General features: G+C 66.2%; 21 protein-coding genes and 2 pseudogenes. 20 read left to right on the top strand and 3 right to left on the bottom strand.

Going from position 1 to position 25,482, the window contains the following annotated elements:
• The first annotated feature begins 131 nt into the window (after positions 1-131).
• The 13 genes from ACSX1D_RS11570 to nuoN all read left to right on the top strand — a co-directional run bounded on the left by ACSX1D_RS11570 (position 132) and on the right by nuoN (position 15,045).
• Positions 132-545 carry an NADH-quinone oxidoreductase subunit A gene (locus ACSX1D_RS11570; RefSeq protein ID WP_439858664.1) on the top strand — a complete coding sequence of 138 codons (414 nt, stop codon included), beginning with the start codon at positions 132-134 and terminating at the stop codon, positions 543-545.
• A gap of 10 nt (positions 546-555) precedes the next feature.
• Positions 556-1,233, top strand: a complete 678-nt coding sequence (locus ACSX1D_RS11575; RefSeq protein WP_439858665.1) for an NADH-quinone oxidoreductase subunit B — start codon at positions 556-558, stop codon at positions 1,231-1,233.
• A gap of 64 nt (positions 1,234-1,297) precedes the next feature.
• Complete coding sequence (gene nuoC, locus ACSX1D_RS11580) at positions 1,298-3,079, top strand: NADH-quinone oxidoreductase subunit C/D (protein ID WP_439858666.1); 1,782 nt, start codon at positions 1,298-1,300, stop codon at positions 3,077-3,079.
• Position 3,080: 1 nt separating this feature from the next.
• A complete protein-coding gene (nuoE, locus tag ACSX1D_RS11585) occupies positions 3,081-3,581 on the top strand; it encodes an NADH-quinone oxidoreductase subunit NuoE (RefSeq protein WP_439858667.1) in 501 nt (166 codons plus the stop codon).
• Complete coding sequence (gene nuoF, locus ACSX1D_RS11590; RefSeq protein ID WP_439858668.1) at positions 3,578-4,933, top strand: NADH-quinone oxidoreductase subunit NuoF; 1,356 nt, start codon at positions 3,578-3,580, stop codon at positions 4,931-4,933. Before nuoE ends, nuoF begins: the two co-directional genes overlap by 4 nt.
• Positions 4,934-5,027: 94 nt before the next feature.
• Positions 5,028-7,757, top strand: coding sequence for an NADH-quinone oxidoreductase subunit NuoG (nuoG, locus tag ACSX1D_RS11595; protein ID WP_439858669.1), 2,730 nt, complete (start codon positions 5,028-5,030; stop codon positions 7,755-7,757).
• On the top strand, positions 7,754-8,746 hold the full coding sequence (nuoH, locus tag ACSX1D_RS11600; protein ID WP_439858670.1) for an NADH-quinone oxidoreductase subunit NuoH: 993 nt from the start codon (positions 7,754-7,756) through the stop codon (positions 8,744-8,746). The genes nuoG and nuoH overlap by 4 nt, the downstream gene beginning before the upstream one ends.
• Positions 8,747-8,757: 11 nt before the next feature.
• Positions 8,758-9,306 (top strand): NADH-quinone oxidoreductase subunit NuoI, encoded by a 549-nt coding sequence (nuoI, locus tag ACSX1D_RS11605; RefSeq protein ID WP_439858671.1) that lies wholly within the window; start codon positions 8,758-8,760, stop codon positions 9,304-9,306.
• Between the two features lie 10 nt (positions 9,307-9,316).
• Positions 9,317-9,826 (top strand): NADH-quinone oxidoreductase subunit J, encoded by a 510-nt coding sequence (nuoJ, locus tag ACSX1D_RS11610; protein ID WP_439858672.1) that lies wholly within the window; start codon positions 9,317-9,319, stop codon positions 9,824-9,826.
• The gene (nuoK, locus tag ACSX1D_RS11615) at positions 9,823-10,131 is read left to right on the top strand and encodes an NADH-quinone oxidoreductase subunit NuoK (protein ID WP_439858673.1); all 309 of its coding nucleotides are present in this window, start codon (positions 9,823-9,825) and stop codon (positions 10,129-10,131) included. Before nuoJ ends, nuoK begins: the two co-directional genes overlap by 4 nt.
• Positions 10,128-11,975, top strand: a complete 1,848-nt coding sequence (gene nuoL, locus ACSX1D_RS11620) for an NADH-quinone oxidoreductase subunit L (protein WP_439858674.1) — start codon at positions 10,128-10,130, stop codon at positions 11,973-11,975. Before nuoK ends, nuoL begins: the two co-directional genes overlap by 4 nt.
• Positions 11,976-12,014: 39 nt before the next feature.
• Positions 12,015-13,544: an NADH-quinone oxidoreductase subunit M gene (gene nuoM, locus ACSX1D_RS11625; RefSeq protein ID WP_439858675.1), complete on the top strand. Its 1,530-nt coding sequence runs from the start codon at positions 12,015-12,017 to the stop codon at positions 13,542-13,544.
• Between the two features lie 22 nt (positions 13,545-13,566).
• Positions 13,567-15,045, top strand: a complete 1,479-nt coding sequence (gene nuoN, locus ACSX1D_RS11630; RefSeq protein WP_439858676.1) for an NADH-quinone oxidoreductase subunit NuoN — start codon at positions 13,567-13,569, stop codon at positions 15,043-15,045.
• Between the two features lie 66 nt (positions 15,046-15,111).
• On the opposite strand, the gene ACSX1D_RS11635 is transcribed toward nuoN, so the two are convergent.
• Complete coding sequence (locus ACSX1D_RS11635; RefSeq protein WP_208706938.1) at positions 15,112-16,431, bottom strand: Na+/H+ antiporter family protein; 1,320 nt, start codon at positions 16,429-16,431, stop codon at positions 15,112-15,114.
• A 490-nt stretch (positions 16,432-16,921) separates the two neighbouring features.
• Between ACSX1D_RS11635 and ACSX1D_RS11640 the strand changes: the two are divergent.
• The 4 genes and pseudogenes from ACSX1D_RS11640 to ACSX1D_RS11655 form a co-directional block, all read left to right on the top strand.
• Positions 16,922-17,941 (top strand): annotated as a pseudogene (locus tag ACSX1D_RS11640) (cache domain-containing protein); the annotation flags it as partial.
• Positions 17,942-18,334: 393 nt separating this feature from the next.
• Positions 18,335-18,847: pseudogene (locus ACSX1D_RS11645) on the top strand (methyl-accepting chemotaxis protein); the annotation flags it as partial.
• 239 nt (positions 18,848-19,086) lie between these two features.
• The gene (locus ACSX1D_RS11650) at positions 19,087-20,166 is read left to right on the top strand and encodes a patatin-like phospholipase family protein (RefSeq protein ID WP_439858677.1); all 1,080 of its coding nucleotides are present in this window, start codon (positions 19,087-19,089) and stop codon (positions 20,164-20,166) included.
• 72 nt (positions 20,167-20,238) lie between these two features.
• Positions 20,239-21,084, top strand: a complete 846-nt coding sequence (locus ACSX1D_RS11655; protein WP_439858678.1) for a hypothetical protein — start codon at positions 20,239-20,241, stop codon at positions 21,082-21,084.
• 127 nt (positions 21,085-21,211) lie between these two features.
• Here ACSX1D_RS11655 and ACSX1D_RS11660 read toward each other — a convergent pair whose 3' ends face one another.
• Positions 21,212-21,883, bottom strand: a complete 672-nt coding sequence (locus ACSX1D_RS11660; RefSeq protein WP_208706942.1) for a hypothetical protein — start codon at positions 21,881-21,883, stop codon at positions 21,212-21,214.
• A 569-nt stretch (positions 21,884-22,452) separates the two neighbouring features.
• Here ACSX1D_RS11660 and ACSX1D_RS11665 point away from each other — a divergent pair.
• From ACSX1D_RS11665 to ACSX1D_RS11675, 3 genes are all read left to right on the top strand, one after another.
• Positions 22,453-22,722: a hypothetical protein gene (locus ACSX1D_RS11665; RefSeq protein WP_208706943.1), complete on the top strand. Its 270-nt coding sequence runs from the start codon at positions 22,453-22,455 to the stop codon at positions 22,720-22,722.
• Positions 22,723-22,898: 176 nt separating this feature from the next.
• Entirely contained in the window at positions 22,899-23,894 is a 996-nt protein-coding gene (locus ACSX1D_RS11670) for a GlxA family transcriptional regulator (RefSeq protein WP_439858679.1), read from the top strand.
• A gap of 43 nt (positions 23,895-23,937) precedes the next feature.
• Entirely contained in the window at positions 23,938-24,447 is a 510-nt protein-coding gene (locus tag ACSX1D_RS11675) for an HPP family protein (RefSeq protein ID WP_439858680.1), read from the top strand.
• Between the two features lie 72 nt (positions 24,448-24,519).
• On the opposite strand, the gene ACSX1D_RS11680 is transcribed toward ACSX1D_RS11675, so the two are convergent.
• The gene (locus ACSX1D_RS11680) at positions 24,520-25,482 is read right to left on the bottom strand and encodes a sensor domain-containing diguanylate cyclase (RefSeq protein ID WP_208706946.1); all 963 of its coding nucleotides are present in this window, start codon (positions 25,480-25,482) and stop codon (positions 24,520-24,522) included.

Raw genomic sequence — 25,482 nt, forward strand, 5'->3', positions numbered from 1 at the left:
GAAAATCCCCCTGGCAGGCAAAGCCGGCAGAAAGCAACTACCCTTGGCCCATTGGCTGGGATTTTTGACTGACAACAAGACCGCTGCTCAACCTGCGTATGAACGCCGTTCCTTTCTCTGGGGGTACCGGCATGTCGGAAGCAAGCATCATTTTGTCCCACAACTGGGCGCTGGGCGTGTTTCTCCTCGGCATCGCCGGCCTCTGCGCGTTCATGCTCGGCCTTTCCAGCCTGCTGGGCGGCAAGGCTTGGGGACGCAGCAAGAACGAACCCTTCGAAGCCGGCATGTTGCCCACCGGCAGCGCCCGCCTGCGTCTCTCGGCGAAGTTCTATCTGGTCGCGATGCTCTTCGTGATCTTCGACGTCGAAGCCCTCTTCCTCTTCGCCTGGGCCGTTTCCGTTCGCGAAAGCGGCTGGGCCGGTTTCATCGAAGCGACTGTTTTCATAGCGATTCTGTTGGCCGGCCTTGTCTATCTTTGGCGAATAGGGGCACTCGACTGGGCGCCCGCGGGACGTCGCGAACGGCAGGCAAAGCTAAGACGATGAGGTTTTGGCGATGCAGTACAAACTTACTCGGGTCGACCCGGATGCGCCCAACGAGCAGTATCCGATCGGTCAGCGGGGGAACGTCTCCGATCCGCTGCTGGACGACCAGGTTCACAAGAACATCTTCATGGGCAAGCTCGAAGAGGTGCTCAATGGGGCGGTGAACTGGGGGCGCAAGAACTCCCTGTGGCCCTACAACTTCGGCCTGTCCTGCTGCTACGTGGAAATGACCACGGCCTTCACCGCCCCCCATGACATCGCCCGCTTCGGCGCCGAGGTCATTCGCGCCTCGCCCCGCCAGGCCGATTTCATGGTCATCGCCGGCACCTGCTTCATCAAGATGGCGCCCGTCATCCAGCGTCTGTATGAGCAGATGCTGGAGCCCAAGTGGGTCATTTCCATGGGCTCCTGTGCCAACTCCGGGGGCATGTACGACATCTATTCCGTGGTCCAGGGCGTGGACAAGTTCCTCCCGGTCGACGTCTATGTGCCCGGCTGCCCGCCCCGTCCCGAGGCCTTTCTGCAGGGCCTGATGCTGCTGCAGGAGTCCATCGGCCAGGAGCGCCGGCCGCTGTCCTGGGTAGTCGGCGACCAGGGCGTGTACCGAGCCGAGATGCCCTCGCAGAGAGAGCAGCGACGTGCCCAGCGCATCGCCGTGACCAATCTGCGCAGCCCCGACGACGTTTGAATCCGGCGGGCCTGTGCCCGCCGAACCGGCTCTTTCCTTGGCTTGACCGATAGCGACCGAGACCATGACTGCAGACAGCGCCCTGTCACCTCCGCCCTACCAGGCCGACATTCAAGACGTCGTCGCCGAGCTGCAAGCGCGCTTCGGCGTCGATGACCTGACGCTGCAGGCGACTCGCACCGGCATGCCGGTGGTGTGGGTGCCGCGCGACAAGCTGATCGAGGTGCTCGGCTTTCTGCGCAAGCTGCCGCGCCCCTACGTCATGCTCTACGACCTGCACGCCGTCGACGAACGCCTGCGTACCCAGCGCCGCGGCTTGCCACAGGCGGACTTCACGGTGTTCTACCAGCTGCTGTCGATCGAGCGGAACAGTGACCTGATGGTCAAGGTGGCGCTGGCCGAGGACGATCTCGACCTGCCGACCGCCACCTCGATCTGGCCGAACGCCAACTGGTACGAGCGGGAAGTCTGGGACCTGTTCGGCATCAGCTTCCGTGGCCACCCCCATCTCAGCCGCATCATGATGCCGCCGACCTGGGAAGGTCATCCGTTGCGCAAGGACTACCCGGCGCGCGCCACCGAGTTCGACCCCTTCAGTCTCACCCAGGCGAAACAACAGCTAGAGGAGGAAGCCGCGCGCTTCAGGCCCGAGGACTGGGGCATGCAGCGCCATGGCGAGCACGAGGACTACATGTTCCTCAACCTCGGGCCCAATCACCCCTCGGCCCATGGCGCCTTCCGCATCATCCTGCAGCTCGACGGCGAGGAAATCGTCGATTGCGTGCCGGATATCGGATATCACCACCGCGGCGCGGAAAAGATGGCCGAACGCCAGTCCTGGCACAGCTTCATTCCCTACACCGACCGTATCGACTACCTCGGTGGGGTGATGAACAACCTGCCCTACGTCCTCGCCGTGGAGAAGCTGGCCGGGATCAAGGTGCCGGACCGGGTCGACTTCATCCGGGTGATGCTGGCCGAGTTCTTCCGCATCACCAGCCACCTGCTGTTCCTCGGCACCTATATCCAGGACGTCGGCGCCATGACGCCGGTGTTCTTCACCTTCACCGACCGCCAGCGTGCCTACAGGGTGATCGAGGCCATCACCGGCTTCCGCATGCACCCGGCCTGGTACCGCATCGGCGGCGTCGCCCACGACCTGCCCAGGGGCTGGGACGGCCTGGTCAGGGAATTCGTCGACTGGCTGCCCAAGCGCCTGGACGAGTACGAGAAGGCCGCCCTGCACAACAGCATCCTGCGCGGCCGGACCATTGGCGTGGCCCAGTACAACACCCGGGAGGCCCTCGAATGGGGCGTCACCGGCGCCGGGCTGCGCTCCACCGGGCTCGACTTCGACCTGCGCAAGGCCCGCCCCTACTCGGGCTACGAGCACTTCGAGTTCGAGATCCCGCTGGCCCAGAACGGCGACGCCTATGACCGCTGCATCGTGCGGGTCGAAGAGATGCGCCAGAGCGTGCGGATCATCGAGCAGTGCCTGAAGAACATGCCGGCTGGGCCCTACAAGGCCGATCACCCGCTGACCACGCCGCCGCCGAAGGAGCGCACCCTGCAGCACATCGAGACGCTGATCACCCACTTCCTGCAGGTCTCCTGGGGGCCGGTGATGCCGGCCGGCGAGTCCCTGCAGATGATCGAGGCGACCAAGGGCGTCAACAGCTACTACCTGACCAGCGACGGCAGCACCATGAGCTACCGCACGCGGATTCGCACCCCGAGCTTCCCCCACCTGCAGCAGATTCCCGCGGTGATCCGCGGCAGCATGGTGGCGGACCTGATCGCCTACCTGGGCAGTATCGACTTCGTCATGGCCGATGTGGACCGCTGATATGAGCCAGAGCGACCTGATCCAAACCGACCGTTTCGCCCTCAGCGCCAGCGAGCGCGCGGCCATCGAGCAGGAGATGCACCACTACGAGGACCCGCGGGCGGCCTCCATCGAGGCGCTGAAGATCGTGCAGAAAGCGCGCGGCTGGGTGCCCGACGGCGCGGCCGAGGCCATAGGCGCGGTCCTCGGCATTCCGGCCAGCGACGTGGAAGGCGTGGCCACCTTCTACAGCCAGATTTTCCGCCAGCCGGTGGGGCGGCACATCATTCGTGTGTGCGACAGCATGACCTGCTTTATCGGCGGCCATGAGTCGCTGCTGTCTAGTATTCAACAACAACTGGGCATCGGCCTCGGCCAGACCAGCGCCGACGGCCGCTTCACCCTGCTGCCGGTGTGCTGCCTGGGCAACTGCGACAAGGCGCCGACGCTGATGATCGACGACGACACCTTCGGCGATGTGCAGCCCGAGTCCGTCGCCAAACTGCTGGAGGGCTATGCATGAACGCCAAGCTGCTGGCCTCGACCGGCCCGGCCAATCGCATCGCCCGCCCTGAAGCGAGCCACCCGCTGACCTGGCGCCTGCGCGACGACGCCCAGCCGGTGTGGCTCGACGAGTATCAGCGCAAGAACGGCTACGCCGCCGCGCGCAAGGCGCTGGGCGAGATGGCCCCGGCCGACATCGTACAGACGGTCAAGGAGTCCGGGCTCAAGGGCCGCGGCGGCGCCGGCTTCCCCACCGGGGTGAAGTGGGGGCTGATGCCCACCGACGAGTCGCTGAACATCCGCTACCTGCTGTGCAACGCGGACGAGATGGAACCCAACACCTGGAAGGACCGCCTGCTCATGGAGCAGCTGCCGCACCTGCTGATCGAGGGCATGCTGATCAGCGCGCGCGCGCTCAAGGCCTACCGCGGCTACATCTTCCTGCGCGGCGAGTATGTCGACGCGGCGCACATCCTCGAGCGCGCCGTGGCCGAAGCCAAGGCCGCCGGCCTGCTGGGCCGGAACATCCTGGGCAGCGATTTCTCCTTCGAGCTGTTCGTGCACACCGGCGCCGGGCGCTACATCTGCGGCGAGGAAACCGCGCTGATCAACTCCCTGGAGGGGCGTCGCGCCAACCCGCGCGCCAAGCCGCCCTTCCCGGCCGCGGTCGGCGTCTGGGGCAAGCCCACCTGCGTCAATAACGTCGAGACCCTGTGCAACGTGCCGGCGATCATCGGCAACGGCGTCGACTGGTACAAGGGCCTGGCCCGCCCGGGCAGCGAGGACCACGGCAGCAAGCTAATGGGCTTCTCCGGCAAGGTGAAGCATCCGGGGGTGTGGGAACTGCCCTTCGGCATCAGCGCCCGCGAGCTGTTCGAGGACTACGCCGGCGGCATGCGTGACGGCTACCGCATGAAATGCTGGCAACCCGGCGGCGCCGGCACCGGCTTCCTGCTGCCGGAACACCTGGATGCGGCGATGTACGCCGGCGGCATCGCCAAGGTCGGTACCCGCATGGGCACCGGGCTGGCACTGGCGGTGGACGACAGCGTGAGCATGCTGTCGCTGCTGCGCAATCTGGAGGAGTTCTTCTCCCGCGAGTCCTGCGGCTGGTGCACCCCCTGCCGCGACGGCCTGCCCTGGAGCGTCAAGCTGCTGCGCGCCCTGGAGCGCGGCGAGGGGCAACCGGGCGACCTCGAGACCCTGGAGCAGCTGTGCAACTTCCTCGGCCCCGGCAAGACCTTCTGTGCCCACGCGCCGGGAGCCGTCGAGCCGCTGGCCAGTGCCCTGAAGTATTTCCGTACTGAGTTCGAGGCCGGCATTGCCGGCCAGAACACGCCGGCAGGCAGCGCGCAGCTTGCCCCGGCATGAAGCTATTGCGTCGCGCCGGCCACTCACCTGGCCCCGCGACAAACCGTGACGTCCTTAGCCAAGCCCGCTGCGGTGGGTGAGAAGACACGAGACCATGGCCACTATCCACGTAGACGGCAAAGATCTGCAAGTCGACGGCGCTGACAACCTGCTGCAGGCCTGCCTGTCCCTGGGGCTCGACATCCCGTACTTCTGCTGGCATCCCGCCCTCGGCAGCGTCGGCGCCTGCCGCCAGTGCGCGGTCAAGCAGTACAACGACGAGAACGACAGCCGCGGCCGCCTGGTGATGTCGTGCATGACCCCGGCCAGCGACAACACCTGGATTTCCATTGAGGATGAAGAAGCGCGGCAGTTCCGCGCCAGCGTCGTGGAGTGGCTGATGACCAACCACCCCCACGACTGCCCGGTATGCGAGGAAGGCGGCCACTGCCACCTGCAGGACATGACGGTGATGACCGGGCACAGCGCACGGCGCTATCGTTTCACCAAGCGCACCCACCACAATCAGGAACTGGGTCCCTTCATCGCCCACGAGATGAACCGCTGCATCGCCTGCTACCGCTGCGTGCGCTACTACAAGGACTATGCCGGCGGCACCGACCTGGGCGTCTACGGCGCCCACGACAACGTCTATTTCGGGCGGGTCGAGGACGGTACCCTGGAAAGCGAGTTCGCCGGCAACCTGGTCGAGGTCTGCCCGACCGGCGTGTTCACCGACAAGACCCACTCCGAGCGCTACAACCGCAAGTGGGACATGCAGTTCGCCCCGAGCATCTGCCACGGCTGCGCCGCCGGCTGCAACATCAGCCCCGGCGAGCGCTACGGCGAGATCCGCCGCATCGAGAACCGCTTCAACGGCTCGGTGAACCAGTACTTCCTCTGCGACCGCGGCCGTTTCGGCTACGGTTACGTCAACCGCCAGGACCGCCCGCGCCAGCCGCTGATGGTGCTGAGCCAGATGAAGATGAGCCTGGACTCGGCCCTCGACCAGGCCGCCGCGCTGCTGAAGAAGCGCAGGGTGATCGGCATCGGCTCGCCCCGCGCCAGCCTGGAGAGCAACTTCGCCCTGCGCCAGCTGGTCGGCGCCGAGCAGTTCTACGCCGGCGTGGACGCTGGCGAACTGCAACTGCTGCAGCTGATCCGCGAGGTGCTGCAGAACGGCCCGTTGCCGGTGCCGACCCTGCGCGAGGTGGAAGCCCACGACGCGGTATTCGTCCTCGGCGAGGACCTGACTCAGACCTCCGCACGCCTGGCCCTGGCGCTGCGCCAGACGGTCAGGGGCCGGGCCAGGCAGATGGCCGCCACGATGAAGATCCAGGACTGGCACATGGCCGCGGTGCAGAACGTCGCGCAGGATGCGCTGAGCCCGCTGTTCATCGCCAACGTCTGCAGCACGCGACTGGATGATGTCGCCCGCGAATGTGTGCAGGCCGCACCGGCCGACCTGGCCCGCCTCGGCTTCGCCGTGGCGCACGCCATCGACCCGAGCGCCCCGGCCGTGGCCGGCCTAGACGCCGAAGCCGCCGCACTGGCCCGGCGCATCGCCGAGGCCCTGCTGGCGGCCGAGCGCCCGCTGATCGTTGCCGGCGCCTCGCTGGGCAGCCGGGCGCTGATCGAGGCCGCCGCCAATATCGCCAGCGCCCTGAAGAACCGCGAGAAAAACGGCTCCATCAGCCTGGTGGTGCCGGAAGCCAACAGCATGGGCCTGGCCCTGCTGCAGGGCGAGGCCCTGTGCAGCCAGTCGCTGGACGCCGCGCTGCAGGCCCTGACCAGCGGCGAGGCCGACGCCCTGGTGGTGCTGGAGAACGACCTCTACCGCCGCGCCGACGCCGCCCGGGTCGACGCCGCCCTGGCCGCCGCCCGGGTGGTGATAGTCGCCGATCACCAGTGGACGCCGACCGCCGCCAAGGCCCACCTGCTGCTGCCCGCCGCCAGCTTCGCCGAGGGCGACGGCACCCTGGTCAGCCAGGAGGGCCGCGCCCAGCGCTTCTTCCAGGTCTTCGATCCCACCTACCACGACGGCGACAACCTGGTGCGCGAAGGCTGGCGCTGGCTGCATGCCCTGCACAGCACCCTGCAGGGCCAGGCAGTCGACTGGACCTTGCTCGATCAGGTCACCGCGGCCTGCGCCGCCAGCGTCCCGGCACTGGCCGGCATTCGCGACGCCGCGCCGGACGCCAGCTTTCGCATCAAGGGGCTCAAGCTGTCGCGCGAACCCCATCGCTACAGTGGCCGCACGGCGATGCGCGCCAATATCAGCGTGCACGAGCCGCGCCAGCCCCAGGACCAGGATTCCGCCTTCGCCTTCTCCATGGAGGGCTACTCCGGCTCCGCCGAGACCCGCCAGCAGATTCCCTTCGCCTGGTCGCCCGGCTGGAACTCGCCCCAGGCCTGGAACAAGTTCCAGGACGAGGTCGGTGGTCACTTGCGCGCCGGCGATCCGGGCGTGCGCCTGGTCGAGGCCGCCGGCGTTGCCCTGCCCTGGTTCCTCCCCTGCAGCGCCTTCGCCCCGGCCCAGGGCACGCTGCAGGCGGTGCCCCTGCACCACCTGTTCGGCAGCGAGGAGACGTCCGCCCTCGCCGCGCCGATTCAGGCCCGCGCCCCGGCCCCCTACATGGCCCTGGCCCGCGAGGAGGCCACGCGCCTGGGCCTGGCGGACGGCGCCCTGCTCAGCCTGAGCCTCGACGGTCGGCCCCTGCGCCTGCCGCTGCAGCTGCGCAACGACCTGGCGCTCGGCCTGGTCGGCCTGCCAGCGGGGCTGCCCGGAATTCCGCCATCGATCGCTGGCGCGGTGGTGACGGCAATTCAGGAGGCCGGGCAATGAACTGGCTGACGCCCGAGTCGACTGAGATCCTGGTGGCGGTGCTCAAGGCCGTGGTCATCCTGCTCGTGGTGGTGGTCAGCGGCGCCCTGCTGAGCTTCGTCGAACGCCGCCTGCTCGGCTGGTGGCAGGACCGCTACGGGCCCAACCGCGTCGGGCCATTCGGCATGTTCCAGATCGCCGCGGACATGCTCAAGATGTTCTTCAAGGAAGACTGGACGCCGCCCTTCGCCGACAAGGTGATCTTCACCCTGGCCCCGCTGATCGCCATGAGCGCCATGCTGATGGCCTTCGCCATCATCCCGATCACCACGACCTGGGGCGTGGCGGATCTGAACATCGGCATCCTGTTCTTCTTCGCCATGGCCGGTCTGTCGGTCTACGCCGTGCTGTTCGCCGGCTGGTCGAGCAGCAACAAGTACGCCCTGCTCGGCGCCCTGCGCGCCTCGGCGCAGACGGTGTCCTACGAGGTGTTCCTGGCCCTGGCGCTGATGGGCGTGGTGGCCCAGGTAGGCTCCTTCAACCTGCGCGATATCGTCGACTATCAGGCCCAGCACCTGTGGTTCATCATTCCGCAGTTCTTCGGCTTCTGTACCTTCTTCATCGCCGGCGTCGCGGTCACCCACCGCCATCCCTTCGACCAGCCGGAAGCCGAGCAGGAACTGGCCGACGGTTACCACATCGAGTACGCCGGGATGAAATGGGGCATGTTCTTCGTCGGCGAATACATCGGCATCATCACCATCTCGGCGCTGCTGGTGACCCTGTTCTTCGGCGGCTGGCACGGCCCGCTCGGCCTCCTGCCGCAGATCCCGTTCTTCTGGTTCGCCGCCAAGACCTGCTTCTTCATCATGCTCTTCATCCTGCTGCGCGCCTCGATTCCACGGCCGCGCTACGACCAGGTCATGGCGTTCAGCTGGAAGTTCTGCCTGCCGCTGACCCTGCTCAACCTGCTGGTGACCGGCGCCCTGGTGCTGGCCGCGGCCCAGTAAGGAGGACCACCATGTTCCACTACATCAGGCATGTGATCCACGGCACCTTCACCCAGCTGCGCAGCCTGGCGATGATCTTCGCCCACGGCTTTCGCCGGCGCGACACCCTGCAGTACCCGGAGGAGGCGGTGTACCTGCCGCCGCGCTACCGCGGGCGCATCGTCCTGACCCGCGACCCGGACGGCGAGGAACGCTGCGTGGCGTGCAACCTGTGCGCGGTGGCCTGCCCGGTCGGCTGCATCTCCCTGCAGAAGGCCGAGGCCCAGGACGGCCGCTGGTATCCGGAGTTCTTTCGCATCAACTTCTCGCGCTGCATCTTCTGCGGCCTGTGCGAGGAGGCCTGCCCGACCACCGCCATCCAGCTGACCCCGGACTTCGAGATGGGCGAGTTCAAGCGCCAGGACCTGGTGTACGAGAAGGAGGACCTGCTGATCTCCGGCCCAGGCAAGTACCCCGACTACAACTTCTACCGTGTCGCCGGCATGGCCATCGCCGGCAAGCCGAAGGGCGCCGCGCAGAACGAGGCCGAGCCGATCAACGTGAAAAACCTGCTGCCTTAAGGACGGAAAGATGGAACTGGCTTTCTACTTCGCCGCCGGGGTCGCCGTGATGGCGACCTTGCGGGTGATCACCAGCAGCAACCCGGTACATGCCCTGCTGTACCTGATCATCTCGCTGCTGGCGGTTGCCATGGTGTTCTTCAGCCTCGGTGCGCCCTTCGCCGGCGCCCTGGAGATCATCGTCTACGCCGGCGCCATCATGGTGCTGTTCGTCTTCGTGGTGATGATGCTCAACCTCGGCGCCGCCGCCGTCGAGCAGGAAAGACGCTGGCTCACCCCCGGCATCTGGCTGGGCCCGGCCCTGCTTTGCGCCCTGCTGCTCGGCCAGCTGCTCTACGTGCTGCTCGCCGCGCCGAGCGGCGCCGCCATCGGCCAGGTCACGGTGGATGCCAAGACCGTCGGCATCAGCCTGTTCGGGCCCTACCTGCTGGCCGTCGAGCTGGCCTCGATGCTGCTGCTGGCGGCGCTGGTGGCCGCCTATCACCTCGGCCGCCACGAAGCCAAGGATGCGACCCCATGAACGCGATTCCGATGGAACATGGCCTGGCCCTGGCCGGCGTGCTGTTCAGCCTCGGCCTGGTCGGCCTGCTGGTGCGCCGCAACATCCTCTTCGTGCTGATGAGCCTGGAAGTGATGATGAACGCCGCTGCCCTGGCCTTCGTGGTCGCCGGCGCGCGCTGGGGACAACCCGACGGCCAGGTGATGTTCATTCTGGTGATCAGCCTGGCGGCGGCCGAGGCCAGCATCGGCCTGGCGATCCTGCTGCAGCTGTACCGCCGCTTCAACACCCTGGATATCGACGCTGCCAGCGAGATGCGCGGATGAACCTACTCTTCCTGACCTGCCTGTTCCCGTTGCTCGGCTGGCTGACGCTGGCCTTCAGCCGAGGCCGTTGCTCGGAGAATACCGCGGCGCTGATCGGTGTCGGCTCGGTCGGCCTCTCGGCCCTGACCGCCGCCTGGATCATCTGGCAGTTCGCCAGCGCGCCGCCGCCGGGCGGTGTCTACAGCCAGTTGCTCTGGCAATGGATGGCGGTGGACGGCTTCACGCCCAGCTTCACCCTGTACCTGGACGGCCTGTCGCTGACCATGCTCGGCGTGGTCACCGGGGTCGGCTTTCTCATCCACCTGTTCGCCAGCTGGTACATGCGCGGCGAGGAAGGCTATTCGCGCTTCTTCGCCTACACCAACCTGTTCATCGCCAGCATGCTGTTCCTGGTGCTCGGCGATAACCTGCTGTTCCTTTATCTGGGCTGGGAAGGTGTGGGCCTGTGCTCGTACCTGCTGATCGGCTTCTACTTCAAGCACAGGGCCAACGGCAATGCGGCGCTCAAGGCCTTTATCGTCACCCGCGTGGGCGATGTGTTCATGGCCATCGGCCTGTTCATCCTGTTCTTCCAGCTCGGCACCCTGAACATCCAGGAACTGATGGTACTGGCGCCACAGAAATACGTCGCCGGCGACACCTGGCTGTGGCTCGCCACCCTGATGCTGCTCGGCGGCGCGGTGGGCAAGTCGGCGCAGCTGCCGCTGCAGACCTGGCTGGCCGACGCCATGGCCGGCCCGACCCCGGTCTCCGCGCTGATCCACGCCGCCACCATGGTCACCGCGGGGGTCTACCTGATCGCCCGCACCCATGGCCTGTTCCTGCTGACCCCGGAAGTTCTCCAACTGGTCGGCATCGTCGGCGGCGCGACCCTGGTGCTGGCGGGCTTTGCCGCCCTGGTGCAGACCGACATCAAGCGCATCCTCGCCTACTCGACCATGAGCCAGATCGGCTACATGTTCCTCGCCCTGGGCGTCGGCGCCTGGAGCGCCGCGATCTTCCACCTGATGACCCACGCCTTCTTCAAGGCCCTGCTGTTCCTCGCCTCCGGAGCCGTGATCAACGCCTGCCATCATGAGCAGAACATCTTCAGGATGGGCGGCCTGTGGCGGAAGTTGCCGCTGGCCTACGCCAGCTTCCTCGTCGGCGGCGCCGCCCTGGCCGCCCTGCCGCTGATCACCGCCGGCTTCTACTCCAAGGACGAGATCCTCTGGGAGGCCTTCGCCAGTGGCCATCGCGGCTTGCTCCTGGCGGGGCTTGGCGGCGCCTTCCTCACCTCGCTGTACACCTTCCGCCTGATCTTCATCGCCTTCCACGGCGAGGCCAAGGTCGAGGCCCACGCCGGCCATGGCGTCGCCCACTGGTTGCCCTTGTCGGTGCTGATCCTGCTCTCGACATTCATCGGCGCGCTGATCAGCCCACCGCTGGCCGGGGTGTTGCCGCAGAGCGTCGGCCACGCCGGTGGCGAGGCCAAGCACAGCCTGGAGCTGGCCTCGGGCCTTATCGCCCTGTCCGGCATCGTGCTGGCTGCCCTGCTGTTTCTTGGCCAGCGGCGCCTGGTCGGCGCCCTTGCCACCAGCGCGCCGGGGCGCCTGCTCGGCGCCTGGTGGTTCGCCGCCTGGGGCTTCGACTGGCTCTACGACAAGCTGTTCGTGCGCCCCTATCTGCTGGCCTGCCGGCTGCTCGGGCGCGACCCGATCGACGCCAGCATCGGCGTGCTGCCGCGCCTGGCCCGTGGTGGACATGGCGTCTTGAGCCGCAGCGAAACCGGACAGCTGCGCTGGTACGCGGCATCCATCGTCGGCGGTGCCGTGCTGGTACTCACCGTCGTGTTGCTGGCCTGACCCGAGCATGCAACTACTGCGAAAGGAACCCCGCCCATCATGATTCTGCCCTGGCTAGTCCTGATCCCCTTCATCGGCGGCCTGCTGTGCTGGCTGGGTGAGCGTTTCGGCAACACGCTGCCGCGCTGGGTCGCCCTGCTGACCATGGCCCTGCTGTTCGGCCTGAGCCTGTGGCTGTGGTCCAGCGCCGATTTCAGCCTGGCCCCGGCGCCCGGCGTCGAGCCGCGCTGGGCCTACGAGTTCCAGCTGCCTTGGATCGAGCGCCTGGGCATCAGCCTGCACCTGGCGCTCGATGGCCTCTCGGTGCTGATGATCAGCCTCACCGGGCTGCTGGGCGTACTCTCGGTGCTCTGTTCCTGGCATGAGATCCAGAACCGCGTCGGCTTCTTCCACCTCAACCTGATGTGGATTCTCGGCGGCGTGGTCGGGGTCTTCCTGGCCATGGACCTGTTCCTGTTCTTCTTCTTCTGGGAAATGATGCTGGTGCCGATGTACTTCCTCATCGCGCTCTGGGGTCACAGCGGCAGCGCCGGCAAGACCCGCATCACCGCCGCCACCAAGTTCTTCATCTACACCCAGGCCAGCGGCCTGATCATGCTGGTGGCGATCCTCGCCCTGGTGTTCGTCCACTTCAACGGCACCGGCGTGCTGACCTTCAACTACGCCGACCTGCTGAAGACCGAACTGGAACCGGGCACCGAGTTCCTGCTGATGCTCGGCTTCTTCATCGCCTTCGCCGTGAAATTCCCGGTGGTGCCCTTCCACTCCTGGCTGCCGGATGCCCACGCTCAGGCGCCGACCGCCGGTTCCGTGGACCTGGCCGGCATCCTGCTGAAGACCGCCGCCTACGGCATGATCCGCTTCGCCCTGCCGCTGTTTCCCAACGCCTCGGCGGAGTTCGCCCCGGTGGCCATGGGCCTGGGCGTGTTCGCCATCGTCTATGGCGCCCTGCTGTCCTTCGCCCAGACCGACATCAAGCGCCTGGTGGCCTACTCCAGCGTGTCGCACATGGGCTTCGTGCTGATCGCCATCTACTCGGGCAGCCAGATCGCCCTGCAGGGCGCGGTGGTGCAGATGCTCGCCCACGGCCTGTCCGCCGCCGCGCTGTTCATTCTCTGCGGCCAGCTCTACGAGCGCCTGCATACCCGCGACATGCGCGAGATGGGCGGCATCTGGGCGCGTATGCCCTGGCTGCCCGCGCTGAGCCTGTTCTTCGCCGCGGCGGCGCTGGGCCTGCCCGGTACCGGCAACTTCGTCGGCGAGTTCCTCATCCTCGTCGGCACCTTCCCCGCCGCCCCCTGGGTCACCGTCCTCGCCGCCAGCGGCCTGGTGTTCGGCTCGGTCTATTCGCTGATCATGATCCACCGCGCCTACTTCGGCCCGGCCAAGGCGCAAGGCGCGCTGCTCGGACTCAAGCCCCGCGAGCTGGGCATGGTGCTGGGCCTGGCCGGGCTGTTGACGCTGCTCGGCATCTACCCGCAGCCGGTGCTCGACACCTCGGCGGCCAGCATGCAGGGCGTGCAGCAGTGGTTCAGCACCAGCCTCAGCCAATTCGCCTCGGTTCGGTAAGCGATCTATGGGAAGCAGCGACATGCCCTTTACCCTGCAACACCTCATCGCCCTGCTGCCACTGCTGGTGACCAGCGCCACGCTCATCGTGGTGATGCTGGCCATTGCCTGGAGACGCAACCACAGCCTGACCTTCGTCCTGTCGGTAATCGGCCTGAACCTAGCCCTGCTGGCGATCATCCCGGCGCTGGAGGTTGCACCACTGCAGGTGACGCCGCTGCTGCTGGTGGACCGCTTCGCCTGCTACTACATGGCCCTGATACTGGCTGCCACCCTGGCCTGCGTGACCCTGACCCACGCCTACCTGGGCGAGGCCACCCTGGGCGCCGGACAAACCAGCCGCCAGGGCTACCCGGGCAATCGCGAGGAGATGTACCTGCTGATGCTGCTGTCGGCCGCGGGCGGCCTGGTGCTGGCCGGCGCACAGCACCTGGCGGGGCTGTTCATCGGCCTGGAGCTGCTCTCGGTGCCGATCTACGGCCTGGTCGCCTACGCCTTCTTCGACAAGCGTTCGCTGGAGGCCGGCATCAAGTACATGGTGCTGTCGGCGGCCGGCAGCGCCTTCCTGCTGTTCGGCATGGCCCTGCTCTATGCCGATTCCGGCAGCCTCGGTTTCGCCCAGATCGGCGCCAGCCTCGCCGCCGGCGGTAGCCAGCTGGTGCAGATCGGCATCGGCATGATGCTGGTCGGCCTGGCCTTCAAACTGTCGCTGGTGCCCTTCCACCTGTGGACGCCGGATGTCTACGAGGGTGCGCCGGCCCCGGTGGCGGCGTTTCTCGCGACCGCCAGCAAGGTCGCAGTATTCGCCGTGCTGCTGCGCCTGTACCAGATATCCCCGGCCACCGCCGGCGGCTGGCTGAATGACCTGCTGACGCTGATCGCCATCGCCTCGATCCTGGTCGGCAACCTGCTGGCGCTGCTGCAGAGCAACCTCAAACGCCTGCTGGGCTATTCCTCGATTGCCCATTTCGGCTACCTGCTGGTGGCCCTGGTGGCCAGCAAGGGCCTGGCGGTGGAGGCCATCGGCGTCTACCTGGCCACCTACGTGCTGACCACCCTGGGCGCCTTCGGCGTGATCACCCTGATGTCGACCCCCTACAACGGCCGCGATGCCGACGCCCTGTATGAGTACCGCGGGTTGTTCTGGCGCCGGCCCTACCTCACCGCGGTGCTCACGGTGATGATGCTGTCGCTGGCCGGCATTCCGCTCACGGCCGGCTTCATCGGCAAGTTCTACATCATCGCCGCCGGCGTGCAGGCGCAGCTGTGGTGGCTGCTCGGCGCCCTGGTGCTGGGCAGCGCCATCGCGGTGTTCTACTACCTGCGGGTGATGGTCACCCTGTTCCTCAACGAACCCAACCTGCACCGCCACGACGCGCCCTTCAACTGGGGCCAGCGCGCCGGCGGAATCATGTTGCTGTTCGTGGCGCTGCTGGCGTTCGCCATCGGCATCTACCCGCAGCCGCTGCTGGCCATGCTCAGCGGCATCAGCCTGGGCTGAAACGCAGGCGGGGTTGCCGAATGACCGGCAACCCCGCTGATGAGCCCTCTCCCCGCACCGTTGGCGCTACAGCACCATCGCCGCCAGCCAGCCAAACGCCAGCAGCGGCAGGTTGTAGTGCAGGAAGGTCGGCACCACGCTGTCCCAGATGTGATTGTGCTGGCCATCGACGTTCAGGCCCGCGGTCGGCCCGAGGGTCGAATCGGAAGCCGGCGAGCCGGCATCGCCCAGGGCCCCGGCGGTGCCGACGATGCTGACGATGGCCAGCGGGCTGAAACCCAGTTGCAGCCCCAGCGGCACGAAGATCGCAGCGATGATCGGCACGGTCGAGAAAGACGAGCCGATGCCCATGGTCACCAGCAGGCCGACCAGCAGCATCAGCAGCGCGCCGATGGCCTTGTCGTGGCCGATCAGCTGCGCAGCGCCGTCGACCAGGGTGCTCACCTCGCCGGTGGCCTTCATGACCTCGGCGAAGCCGCCGGCGGCGATCATGATGAAGCCGATCATCGCCATCATCTTCATGCCTTCGGTGAACAGGCCGTCGGCCTCCTTCCAGCGCACCACCCCGGACAGCGAGAAGATCACGAAGCCCACCAGGGCGCCGATGATCATCGAGTCCAACCACAACTGCACGACAAAGGCGGCGGCGATGGCCACACCGGCCACCAGCAGGCTCAAGGGGTTGTAGCTCACGTCCACGCGCTCGACCCGCTCGATCTTCGCCAGGTCGTAGACGCGCTTGCCGCGGTAGCTCAGCAGCACCGCCACCAGCAGCCCCAGCAGCATGCCCAGCGCCGGAATCGCCATCGCCTGGCTCACGCTGATGCCACTGGTATCCACCCCGGCCTTGGCCACGTTGGCCAGCAGGATCTCATGCAGGAAGATCCCGCCGAAGCCCACCGGCAGGAACATGTAGGGGGTGATCAGGCCGAAGGTCAGCACACAGGCGATCAAGCGGCGATCCAGTTGCAGCCTGCTCAGGACATAGAGCAGCGGCGGCACCAGCAGGGGAATGAAGGCGATATGGATCGGCAGGATGTTCTGCGAGGCGATGGCCACGGCCAGCAGCAGGCCCAGCAGCAGCCACTTGAGCCAGGCCCCGCCCGCGTCCTGCTGCCGACCGACCATGGCCAGGGCCTTGTCGGACAGGGCATGGGCCAGTCCGGACTTGGCGATGGCCACGGCGAAGGCGCCGAGCAGGGCATAGGACAGGGCCACGGTAGCGCCGCCGCCCAGGCCCTGGTTGAAGGCATCCAGCGTGCCCTCCACCCCCAGGCCACCGAGCAGGCCGCCGAGCAATGCACCGATGATCAGGGCGATCACCACATGCACCCGGCACAGGCTGAGGATCAGCATGACGCCGACCGCTGCGATTACTGCATTCATGAAGCACTCCTCGATGTTTGCGCACGTCTGGCGATGGCCACAGGGGGCGTGGCTGGCGCAAAAAGCCGCGCACTCTGCCGCAACCCAGCACTGCTGTCAAAAATAGCCGTGCGAAATAATGATCGAGGCGTGCATAATTTCACCGCACCCTATGGCCGAGCGTCCGAAGTTGCCGGCGAATCCAGCGCGCCAGCCGATTAGCGTTCAAGAAAAGTCGACGCCCGCCGATGGTCAACGAATAAGCCGTTTTACGAATAATAAGGAGCGCCGCATGTCGCCCAGCCGCCTGTCCATTCAGCTGAAGATCACCCTATTGGCGGGACTCTGCCTGGTTCTCATCGTCACCCTGCTGGTGGGCGCCTCGCTCTACCAGTCGACCAGCACCGCCGAGCTGGTGCGCAGCTCCAGCAGTGACATGCTCAAGAACAGCGCCAAGTTGCGCCTGCAGGCCCGCGGCGAACTGCAGGCGATCCGCATCCAGCGCTACTTCATGGACGCCTATCAATACGGCACGGGCTTTTCCCGGCAGATCCTGTTCCTGCGCGACCAGGCGAAGAAACGCTTCCTCGACGCCTTCGACCTGCGCGAGGACCTGACCCGGCAGGTACGCAGCAGCCTGGAGGCCAACCCCGACCTGCTCGGCCTGTATCTGGTGTTCGAACCCAATGCCCTGGACGGCAAGGACGAGCTGTTCGTCGACCAGCCCGCGCTGGGCAGCAACGAGCAGGGGCGTTTCTCGCTCTACTGGTCGCAACCCTCGCCGGGCACGCTGGAATCCGAGTCGATGAGCGAGGAGATGCTCGGCGATACCAAGGTCGGCCCCAGCGGCGATCCCTACAACGCCTGGTACACCTGCCCGCGCGACAGCCGCAAGGCCTGCGTGCTGGAGCCCTACTACGACGAGGTCGGTGGCCGCCAGGTGCTGATGACCAGCATCGCCTTTCCCCTCGAGCTTGAGGGCAAGGTGATCGGTGTCATGGGTGTGGACATCAGCCTGGACAGCCTTCAGCAGTTGAGCCTGCAGGCTAATCAGGAGCTCTACGCCGGCGAAGGCCATATCAGCATCTTCAGCCCGGCGGCCCTGCTCGCCGGCCACAGCCGCGACGCCAAGCTGCTCAGCGCCGCCGTCGACAAGGCCTACGGCGAGCATTCCGGCGAGTTGCGTCCGCTGATCAGCAATGGCCAGGCCGCCGAGTTGCAACACGGCGAGATGATGCGCGTGCTGCAACCCTTCAAGCCGATTCCCGAGGCCAAGAACTGGAGCGTGCTGCTGGAAGTGCCCGAGCAGGTCCTGCTCGGCCCGGCCCGGCAGCTGGAGAACCAGCTCGACAGCCGCCGCACCGCGGACAGCAGCCTGAGCCTGCTGATCGGCCTGGTCGCGGTTCTCGCCGGCCTGCTGCTGATGTGGCTGACGGCACGCGGGGTGACCCGGCCCATCCTCGGAGTGGCCGCCATGCTCAAGGACATCGCCAGCGGCGAAGGCGACCTGACCCGCCGCCTGGCATACGCCAAACAGGACGAACTGGGCGAGCTGGCCGGCTGGTTCAACCGCTTCCTCGACAAGTTGCAGCCGGTCATCGCCGACGTCAAACGCAGCGTGCAGGACGCCCGCAGCACCGCCGACCAGTCCGCGGCCATCGCCAGCCAGACCAGCGCCGGCATGCAGCAGCAGTTCCGCGAGGTCGACCATGTGGCCACCGCCTTCCAGGAAATGAGCGCCACCGCCCAGGATGTCGCGCATAACGCCGCCCAGGCCGCCGAGGCGGCGCGCACGGCCGACCAGGCCAGCCACGAAGGGCTCGGGGTGATCGGCCAGACCACCTCCTCCATCGAGCTGCTGGCCAACGAGATGAACGTGGCCATGCAGGAGGTCGAGGGCCTGGCCAGCAGCAGCGAACAGATCGGCTCGGTGCTGGAGGTGATCCGCTCGATCGCCGAACAGACCAACCTGCTGGCACTCAACGCCGCCATCGAGGCGGCCCGCGCCGGCGAGGCCGGGCGCGGCTTCGCCGTGGTCGCCGATGAGGTGCGCAACCTGGCCAAGCGCACCCAGGACTCGGTGGAAGAGATCCGCCAGGTGATCGAAGGCCTGCAGAGCGGCACCCGCGAGGTGGTCAGCACCATGCACAGCAGCCACCGCCAGGCCCAGGGCAGCGTTGCCCAGGTCGAACAGGCGGTCGCCGCGCTGCAGCGCATCAGCCAGGCGGTCAGCGTGATCACCGAGATGAACCTGCAGATCGCCAGCGCCGCCGAGGAACAGAGCTCGGTCGCCGAAGAGATCAACCGCAACGTCGCCTCGATACGCGACGTCACCGAAGCCATCTCCAACCAAGCCGACGAGTCCGCCCAGGTCAGCCAGAACCTCAACCGCCTGGCCAACCATCAACAGAGCCTGATGGATCAGTTCCGCGTCTGAGACCCGCCGGAAGGCGTCGCGCCGCCGGCCCCGGTGTCCGAGGGGCGCGACAGCTTCCAGGTTCCGCCACGCCGGATTGACGCACGAGGCCGCTGCCGCTCTGCGTCAGCGTGCATCGCCAGGACGACCGGACCCTCGCCAACGCCATGCGACGCTGGGTCCCGTCATTCACCCGGTGAAGTGCCCGGGGATCGACCGCTACTAGCCGTATAATCACGCCCCCGACGACGGAGGCGAGCATGAGCGCGATTCACATCAAGTCCCCTGCCCTGACGATCAAGGCCGGTTCCCGGGCCATGGCGCGCATTCGCCAGCATGGCCTGCAACCGGCGGACGTCGGCATCCTGCCCGGCGCCGCCGGTGGCCCCAAGGCCCTGGGCATTCAGGGCCTGGACCTGGCGCTGTTCGGTGACTGGCTGCCCCGCGCCCCGCGCGAGCGCGCGCTGATCGGCGCCTCGATCGGCTCCTGGCGCTTCGCCAGCGCCTGCCTGGACGATGCCGGCGCCGGCATTCGCCGTCTTGGCGAGCTGTATACCCAGCAGCAGTTCGCCAAAGGCGTGAGCATGGCCGAGGTCTCGAACAGCTGCCGGCTGATGCTCGAGCAGCTGCTCGAGGGTCGCGACGCCCAGGTGCTGAACAATCCCCACTATCGCCTGAACATCGTACTGGTGCGCAGCCAGGGCCTGCTGCAACACGATCACCGTGCCGCACTGGGCCTCGGCCTGTCGGCGGTCATCGGCAACAACCTGCTCGGCAGGCCACGCCTGGCCCGGCATTTCGAACGGATCATCCTGCATGACGACCGCCAGGCCCCGCCCTTGGCGCCGCTACGGGACTTTCCTTCGCGCTGCCTGCCACTGGGCCCGCACAACCTGCGCCACGCCCTGCTCGCCTCCGGCTCGATCCCCATGATCATGCAGGGCGTGCGCGACATACCCGGGGTCGGCCCCGGCACCTACCGCGACGGCGGCCTGCTCGACTACCACCTCGACCTGCCGTACAGCGGCAACGATATCGTGCTCTACCCGCACTTCACCGATCGGATCATCCCCGGCTGGTTCGACAAGGGCATGTCCTGGCGGCGTGGCGACGGCGGGCGCCTGCAGGACGTGCTGCTGCTCGCTCCATCGGCGGACTACCTCGCCCGCCTGCCCCATGGCAAGCTGCCAGACCGCAAGGATTTCAGCCGTTACCTGGGCGACGACGGTGGTCGCCGACGCTACTGGCGCCAGGCCATGGACGAAAGCCGCCGGCTTGGTGACGAGTTCCTCGAACTGGTGGAGGGCGGCACACTGGCCGAGCGCATGGTGGCGCTCTAAGCCGCGCCGCGATTGCCAGGGAGGGCCGCGGGCGGCTAGTTTTACGCGCCACGCAACCAAGGACGGATCTGTATGAAACTGGCGGTCGCCATCATCCACGGCATCGGCACCCAACCCGACATTCGCGACGGCGACGGCCAGCACGCCTTCGCCCAGGAGCTGATCGCCGGCCTGCGCCAGCGCCTGGGCGTCGACGCCGACCAGGTGGCCTTCCAGAGCCTGTACTGGGCGAGCGTGCTGGACAAACGCCAGCTGGCCTACCTCGACCAACTGCGCGGGCAGCCAGTGCGCTGGCGCTGGTTGCGGCGCATCGTCACCCTGTTCCTCGGTGATGCCAGCGGCTATCGCCAGGTCAGCCAGGCCTATGACACCACCTACGAGGAGGTCCACCAATGCCTGCGCAACGGTCTCAACCGTCTGCGCGCCCGGGTCGATTCCCATACCCCGCTGGTGGTGCTTGCCCACTCCCTGGGCGGGCACATCTTCTCCAATTTCGTCTGGGATCAGCAGCGCATCAACCGCACCGCGTCCTGCCCCCACGACCCCTTCCTGGGCCTGGAAACCCTGGCCGGCCTGGTCACCTTCGGCTGCAACATCCCGCTGTTCACCTTCGCCTACGACCCGGTGGTACCGATCCGCTTCCCCGGCCACTGCCTGAGCGAACCCGTGCGCGATCGGGCGCGCTGGCTCAATCTCTACGCGCCAGCGGACATCCTCGGCTATCCGTTACGGCCGATACCGGGCTATGCGAGCGTGGTCCACGAAGATCGCGCCATGCCCGTCGGGCCCTGGTACAAACGCCACACGCCGCTGAGCCACCTCGCCTATTGGCAGGATCGGCGCTTTCAGCGCTATGTCGCGCAGTACCTGCAGCGGGTCCTGAACGCCTGCACTGCGCCGAAAGCCTCCGGCGGCTGAGCGGCCAAACAAAACGCCCCGGAACCCATGGCAACCCTCGAGGGTTGCCTGTGTTCCGGGGCGTCCTTCCCGCACGCTTCAATCAGCGCGGGGAGCGGCCAAACCTGCGAGGTTCAGCGATCAGCGATTACCACGCCGCCAGCGCCGGGTTGCGCACCACCTCGCTGCCAGCTGCCTGAGCCGCGCCGGCTTCCTCGCGCTTCTTCGCCCACTGGGTGAGCAGCACCATCGCGATGAAGCCACCGACGATCATCACCGGATAGGCGGCGAGAATCTCGGTCAGCGAATACTTCCAGGACAGCGGACGACCGATGCCCAGCATCGCCGCGTAGAACCAGGACACACCCGACAGCGCGCCGGCAAACAGTGCAAACATGCGCATGCTGAACTTCAGCTTGAGCAGCGAGCCGGCCTTCTGCAGCGCCGGCAATACCAGGCCGTGCAGCAGCATGCCGTTGAAGGTCAGCAGCATGACGATGGCGATCTTCGCCTGCAGCTTGGGGTTGAGCAGGTAGGACAAGCCACTGGCACTGATATCCAGCCAGATGATCGCCACGCCACTGACCCAGAGCACCGCCAGGGCAATGGAAACGGACTTCTGCAGGCTTTCCATATGCTGGCTGTCCTGCAGATGGGAGTTTCCGCCCTTGAACAACTCTTTGATCATGGCGAAGTCGCTGGTCAGTACCATGCCGATGGCGACACAGCAGGCGATCAGGTGCGCGTACACAATCCCTAGGCGCATAAACTCCATGGTTGCTTGCTGCTCAAAGAACGCGGCGATAGTGCTCAGATCCATGGGATACCTCTACTTCTTGCTGGGTGAACCAAACAGATCGATTGACTTGGTTCAGCGAGTTTCTACATTTGCAGTGAAGAAATGACTCCAGTGCTGCTTTGCGGTTTCTGTGGCGAAACATCAAATGCACTACTACTTGGCGAATGAACTGCTCATCATTCGATTTCCTCTTTCAAAGGTAAAAAGCTCCCCCGCACCTGATGTCGTGCATCCGAGAAAGAGCTCCTGATTGGGTGAGGTCGACGCTAAGTCGGCCGTCCTCAAATGGCTACTCTCTGAGCGAGCGAAGTTGAAATCGTTCACTTTTCATACAGCAACGCCGACGAACGGCAGCCTTCCGAAACACGCACAAACGCTAGCGATTGGCCATCTTCCGGGCTCGAAGCCGGGAGAATATTGGTGATTTCCGACATTGCCGAACAGTTGAGCGACAGCTTCCGTGAACCAGTTGAACTTTTCGCTTCGGCCATGTGACTTATTAGTCAGGGTCGGTCATCAACAGCTATGACCGGCCAGCGCGCACTCATGCCGCTGTCCCTACACACTTTGGGATCACCTCGGAGAACCCCATGGATGCCCCGCTGCGTTTCAACGAAGCACTGCTCATCGCCGATCGCGCCTTCAAGCCCTTCCAATGCGTTGCCTGGTCGCCGCAAGACGGCACCGGCGAGCTGAGTCTGACGGTCATCGACCGCACCAGCACTCGCCTGCTCGGTAGAACCCAGCTGCCCAGCAGCATCTACAGCGACCCGGACAAGCTGGCCAAGGTGCTGGAACAGTCCCGCCAGGAGCTCAGTAAGCAGGGTTTCAACCTCGCGCCCTGGAGCATGCCGGAGTAAATCGCCCGGCGACAGGCTCCCCGGTCCGCGCGGCGCCCAACGCCGCGCGGACGGATCACTGCTGGCACCTCGTGCTCGGGCCAGCCCACGAACTGGCATTATCCGTGGGCTTAGTGTCCTTGTTGCCATCCCCTCGCTGAGCGCAGACTGCATCCATTGCTCACCGAGACCTCCCCATGGATGCACCGAAAACCATCGCCTGCCTGATCTACCCGGACGTCATGAGCCTCGACGTGACCGGCCCGCTACAGGTATTCGCCTCCTCCAACGACGAACGCCGACGCCAGGGGTTGCCGCCCAGCTACAGATTGCTGGTGCTCGGCCCCCAGGCGGGCGCGATCGCCACCTCGGCCGGCGTGCAGCTACTCGCCGAACAGGCCTGGGAGCAGACCGACGCGACCCACATCGATACTCTGCTGATTCCCGGCGGCGCCGGCGAACGGCAGCAGTGCCAGAACCCGCAACTGCTGAGCTGGCTGCGCGCGGCGGAACCTCGGGTACGCCGTCTCGGCTCGGTCTGCTCCGGCGCCCTGATCCTGGCGGCCGCCGGACTGCTCGATGGCCGCCGCGCCACCACCCACTGGGCCGATGTGGGCAGGCTGCGCGAGGCTCATCCGCAGGTCGAGGTGCAGGGCGATTGCCTGCACACCTACTCAGCCGATGACCCGGGCGGCGATGCGCACATATTCACCTCAGCCGGCGTAACCGCCGGTATCGACCTGGCCCTGGCGCTGGTGGAGGCCGATCTCGGCCGCCCCATGGCCCTGGCCGTGGCCCGTCGGCTGGTGATGTTCCTGCGCCGACCCGGCGGCCAGGCCCAGTTCAGTGCTCTGCTTGCCCCCGACCCCAGTCGCATACCGCGCCTGGCCGCCCTGCTCGACTGGATTCCCGCTCACCTGGCCGATGACCTTTCGGTGGAGGCGCTGGCCGCCCAGGCCTGTATGGCACCGCGCACCCTGTCGCGGGTATTCGTCGAGGAGCTGGGCATGGGACCCGGTCGCTATGTCGAACGCATCCGCCTGGAGACTGCCCGTCAACTGTTGCAGAACGCCAACGCCTCGATCTCCACGGTGGCACGCCTCACCGGCTTCGGCCACCCGGAGAACCTGCGTCGGGCCTTCCACAAGCATCTATCCGTCAGCCCCCAGGCCTACGCCGAGCGATTCGCCTGATGCCAACGAGCACAATCTGCAACCCCAACACCGAGAGCCCCCGATGACGCCTTACCTTCACAAACTCCGCAGCCAAGCCAGCGCCCTGCCACCCCGCGCACCAGCCCGGCAGATAGCGCTGGCTTGGCTCGGCGGCGCTCTGGCCATAGCCTGCGTGGCCAACGTCGCCGAGGTGCTATCACTGGGTCTACTGCTGGGATCCTTCGGCGCATCCTGCGTGCTGGTATTCGGCTACCCCGAATTGCCCTTCTCGCAGCCACGCAATGTGCTGGTCGGGCACCTGTTGAGTAGCCTGACCGGTCTGCTGTTTCTGCATCTGCTTGGCCCGCAGTGGTGGTCGCTTTCGCTCGCAGTAGGCAGCGCCATCGCCCTGATGATGCTGACTCGCAGCGTCCACCCGCCGGCGGGCTCGAATCCGGTGATCATCTTTCTCGCCCTGCCGGGCTGGGACTTCCTGCTGTTCCCCACGCTGTTCGGAGGGCTACTGCTGATCGCAGTGGCGCTGCTGTACAACAACGCCACGCGCGGCGGTCGCTATCCGCAGTACTGGTAACGACGGAGTGCTGACGGCCCTTTAGGCGGGCCGGGGTCAGCGCCTGAGGCCGACCCGCAGGTGTAACCGAGCCTAGACGGGAACCTGGTGAAGGCTGGTGCGGTTGCGCCCGCCTTTCTTGGAAGCATAGAGGGCGTGATCGGCCCACTCGATAAGTTGCTCGTGGCCAGTGCTGGGCGGAGCAAGGTCGGCAACCCCAAGACTGATGGTCACCGGGATGACCACGCCATCGTGCTCCACCCGCATGGCCTCGACGGCCAGACGCAAGCGCTCGGCGAACAGCTGTGCACCCTTGGCATCGGTGTCCGGCAGCAGCACGGCGAACTCTTCGCCACCGTATCGGCCGGCGATGTCGTTGGTGCGCACATGCGCCAACACCAGGTTGGCAACGCCCTGAATCACCTTGTCGCCGGCCTGATGGCCATAGGTGTCGTTGACCTTCTTGAAGTGATCGATATCGAACATCACCAGGGAAGCCATGGTCCGGTAACGCTGGTGGCGGGCATATTCGAGGCGCAGGGCTTCTTCCCAGTGCCCGCGGTTGTTCAGGCCGGTGAGCCGATCGGTGCTGGACAGGCGTTTGAGTTCCAGGTTGGCGGCCTGCAGCTGACGCTTGTTGGTCGCCACCTCGGTGACGTCGTAGATGATCACGCAGATGTGTGCGACCTCGCTGTTGGTGGCCCGCAGCGGTATCAGGGTGACGTTCTGATACATGTGGTCTTCCTGCCCGGTGATCGGCTGGTAGTTCTTGAAGCGCACCAGGTAGGGTCGCTGCTCCCAGATGGTGAAGGCAGGCGTTCCCAGCAGCGCGACGGTCTCCAGCTTGTTGCGGAACCAGTCCTCGTCCACTTCGGGGAAGACCTCGAAGAAGGACTGCTGATGAACCTCGCTGGGCGGGCGCCCGGAGTGGTTCTCCATGAAGCTGTTCCAGATCTCGACCCGGTATTCGCGATCGAGCATGATCACGCCGACGTCGATGCTCTGCACGGTCGCCATCAGCCAGTGAAACTCGTTGAGATCCAGCAGTGCGCTCAT

Source organism: Pseudomonas sp. MBLB4136 (genome assembly GCF_051904765.1).
In the GTDB taxonomy this organism is placed as follows: domain Bacteria; phylum Pseudomonadota; class Gammaproteobacteria; order Pseudomonadales; family Pseudomonadaceae; genus Aquipseudomonas.

Excerpts from the sequence above, each read along its gene's own strand:
- ACSX1D_RS11570 (WP_439858664.1), top strand. The coding sequence starts at position 132 with ATGTCGGAAGCAAGCATCATTTTGTCCCACAACTGGGCGCTGGGCGTG.
- ACSX1D_RS11575 (WP_439858665.1), top strand. The coding sequence starts at position 556 with ATGCAGTACAAACTTACTCGGGTCGACCCGGATGCGCCCAACGAGCAG.
- nuoC (WP_439858666.1), top strand. The coding sequence starts at position 1,298 with ATGACTGCAGACAGCGCCCTGTCACCTCCGCCCTACCAGGCCGACATT.
- nuoE (WP_439858667.1), top strand. The coding sequence starts at position 3,081 with ATGAGCCAGAGCGACCTGATCCAAACCGACCGTTTCGCCCTCAGCGCC.
- nuoF (WP_439858668.1), top strand. The coding sequence starts at position 3,578 with ATGAACGCCAAGCTGCTGGCCTCGACCGGCCCGGCCAATCGCATCGCC.
- nuoG (WP_439858669.1), top strand. The coding sequence starts at position 5,028 with ATGGCCACTATCCACGTAGACGGCAAAGATCTGCAAGTCGACGGCGCT.
- nuoH (WP_439858670.1), top strand. The coding sequence starts at position 7,754 with ATGAACTGGCTGACGCCCGAGTCGACTGAGATCCTGGTGGCGGTGCTC.
- nuoI (WP_439858671.1), top strand. The coding sequence starts at position 8,758 with ATGTTCCACTACATCAGGCATGTGATCCACGGCACCTTCACCCAGCTG.
- nuoJ (WP_439858672.1), top strand. The coding sequence starts at position 9,317 with ATGGAACTGGCTTTCTACTTCGCCGCCGGGGTCGCCGTGATGGCGACC.
- nuoK (WP_439858673.1), top strand. The coding sequence starts at position 9,823 with ATGAACGCGATTCCGATGGAACATGGCCTGGCCCTGGCCGGCGTGCTG.
- nuoL (WP_439858674.1), top strand. The coding sequence starts at position 10,128 with ATGAACCTACTCTTCCTGACCTGCCTGTTCCCGTTGCTCGGCTGGCTG.
- nuoM (WP_439858675.1), top strand. The coding sequence starts at position 12,015 with ATGATTCTGCCCTGGCTAGTCCTGATCCCCTTCATCGGCGGCCTGCTG.
- nuoN (WP_439858676.1), top strand. The coding sequence starts at position 13,567 with ATGCCCTTTACCCTGCAACACCTCATCGCCCTGCTGCCACTGCTGGTG.
- ACSX1D_RS11635 (WP_208706938.1), bottom strand. The coding sequence starts at position 16,431 with ATGAATGCAGTAATCGCAGCGGTCGGCGTCATGCTGATCCTCAGCCTG.
- ACSX1D_RS11650 (WP_439858677.1), top strand. The coding sequence starts at position 19,087 with ATGAGCGCGATTCACATCAAGTCCCCTGCCCTGACGATCAAGGCCGGT.
- ACSX1D_RS11655 (WP_439858678.1), top strand. The coding sequence starts at position 20,239 with ATGAAACTGGCGGTCGCCATCATCCACGGCATCGGCACCCAACCCGAC.
- ACSX1D_RS11660 (WP_208706942.1), bottom strand. The coding sequence starts at position 21,883 with ATGGATCTGAGCACTATCGCCGCGTTCTTTGAGCAGCAAGCAACCATG.
- ACSX1D_RS11665 (WP_208706943.1), top strand. The coding sequence starts at position 22,453 with ATGGATGCCCCGCTGCGTTTCAACGAAGCACTGCTCATCGCCGATCGC.
- ACSX1D_RS11670 (WP_439858679.1), top strand. The coding sequence starts at position 22,899 with ATGGATGCACCGAAAACCATCGCCTGCCTGATCTACCCGGACGTCATG.
- ACSX1D_RS11675 (WP_439858680.1), top strand. The coding sequence starts at position 23,938 with ATGACGCCTTACCTTCACAAACTCCGCAGCCAAGCCAGCGCCCTGCCA.
- ACSX1D_RS11680 (WP_208706946.1), bottom strand. The coding sequence starts at position 25,482 with ATGAGCGCACTGCTGGATCTCAACGAGTTTCACTGGCTGATGGCGACC.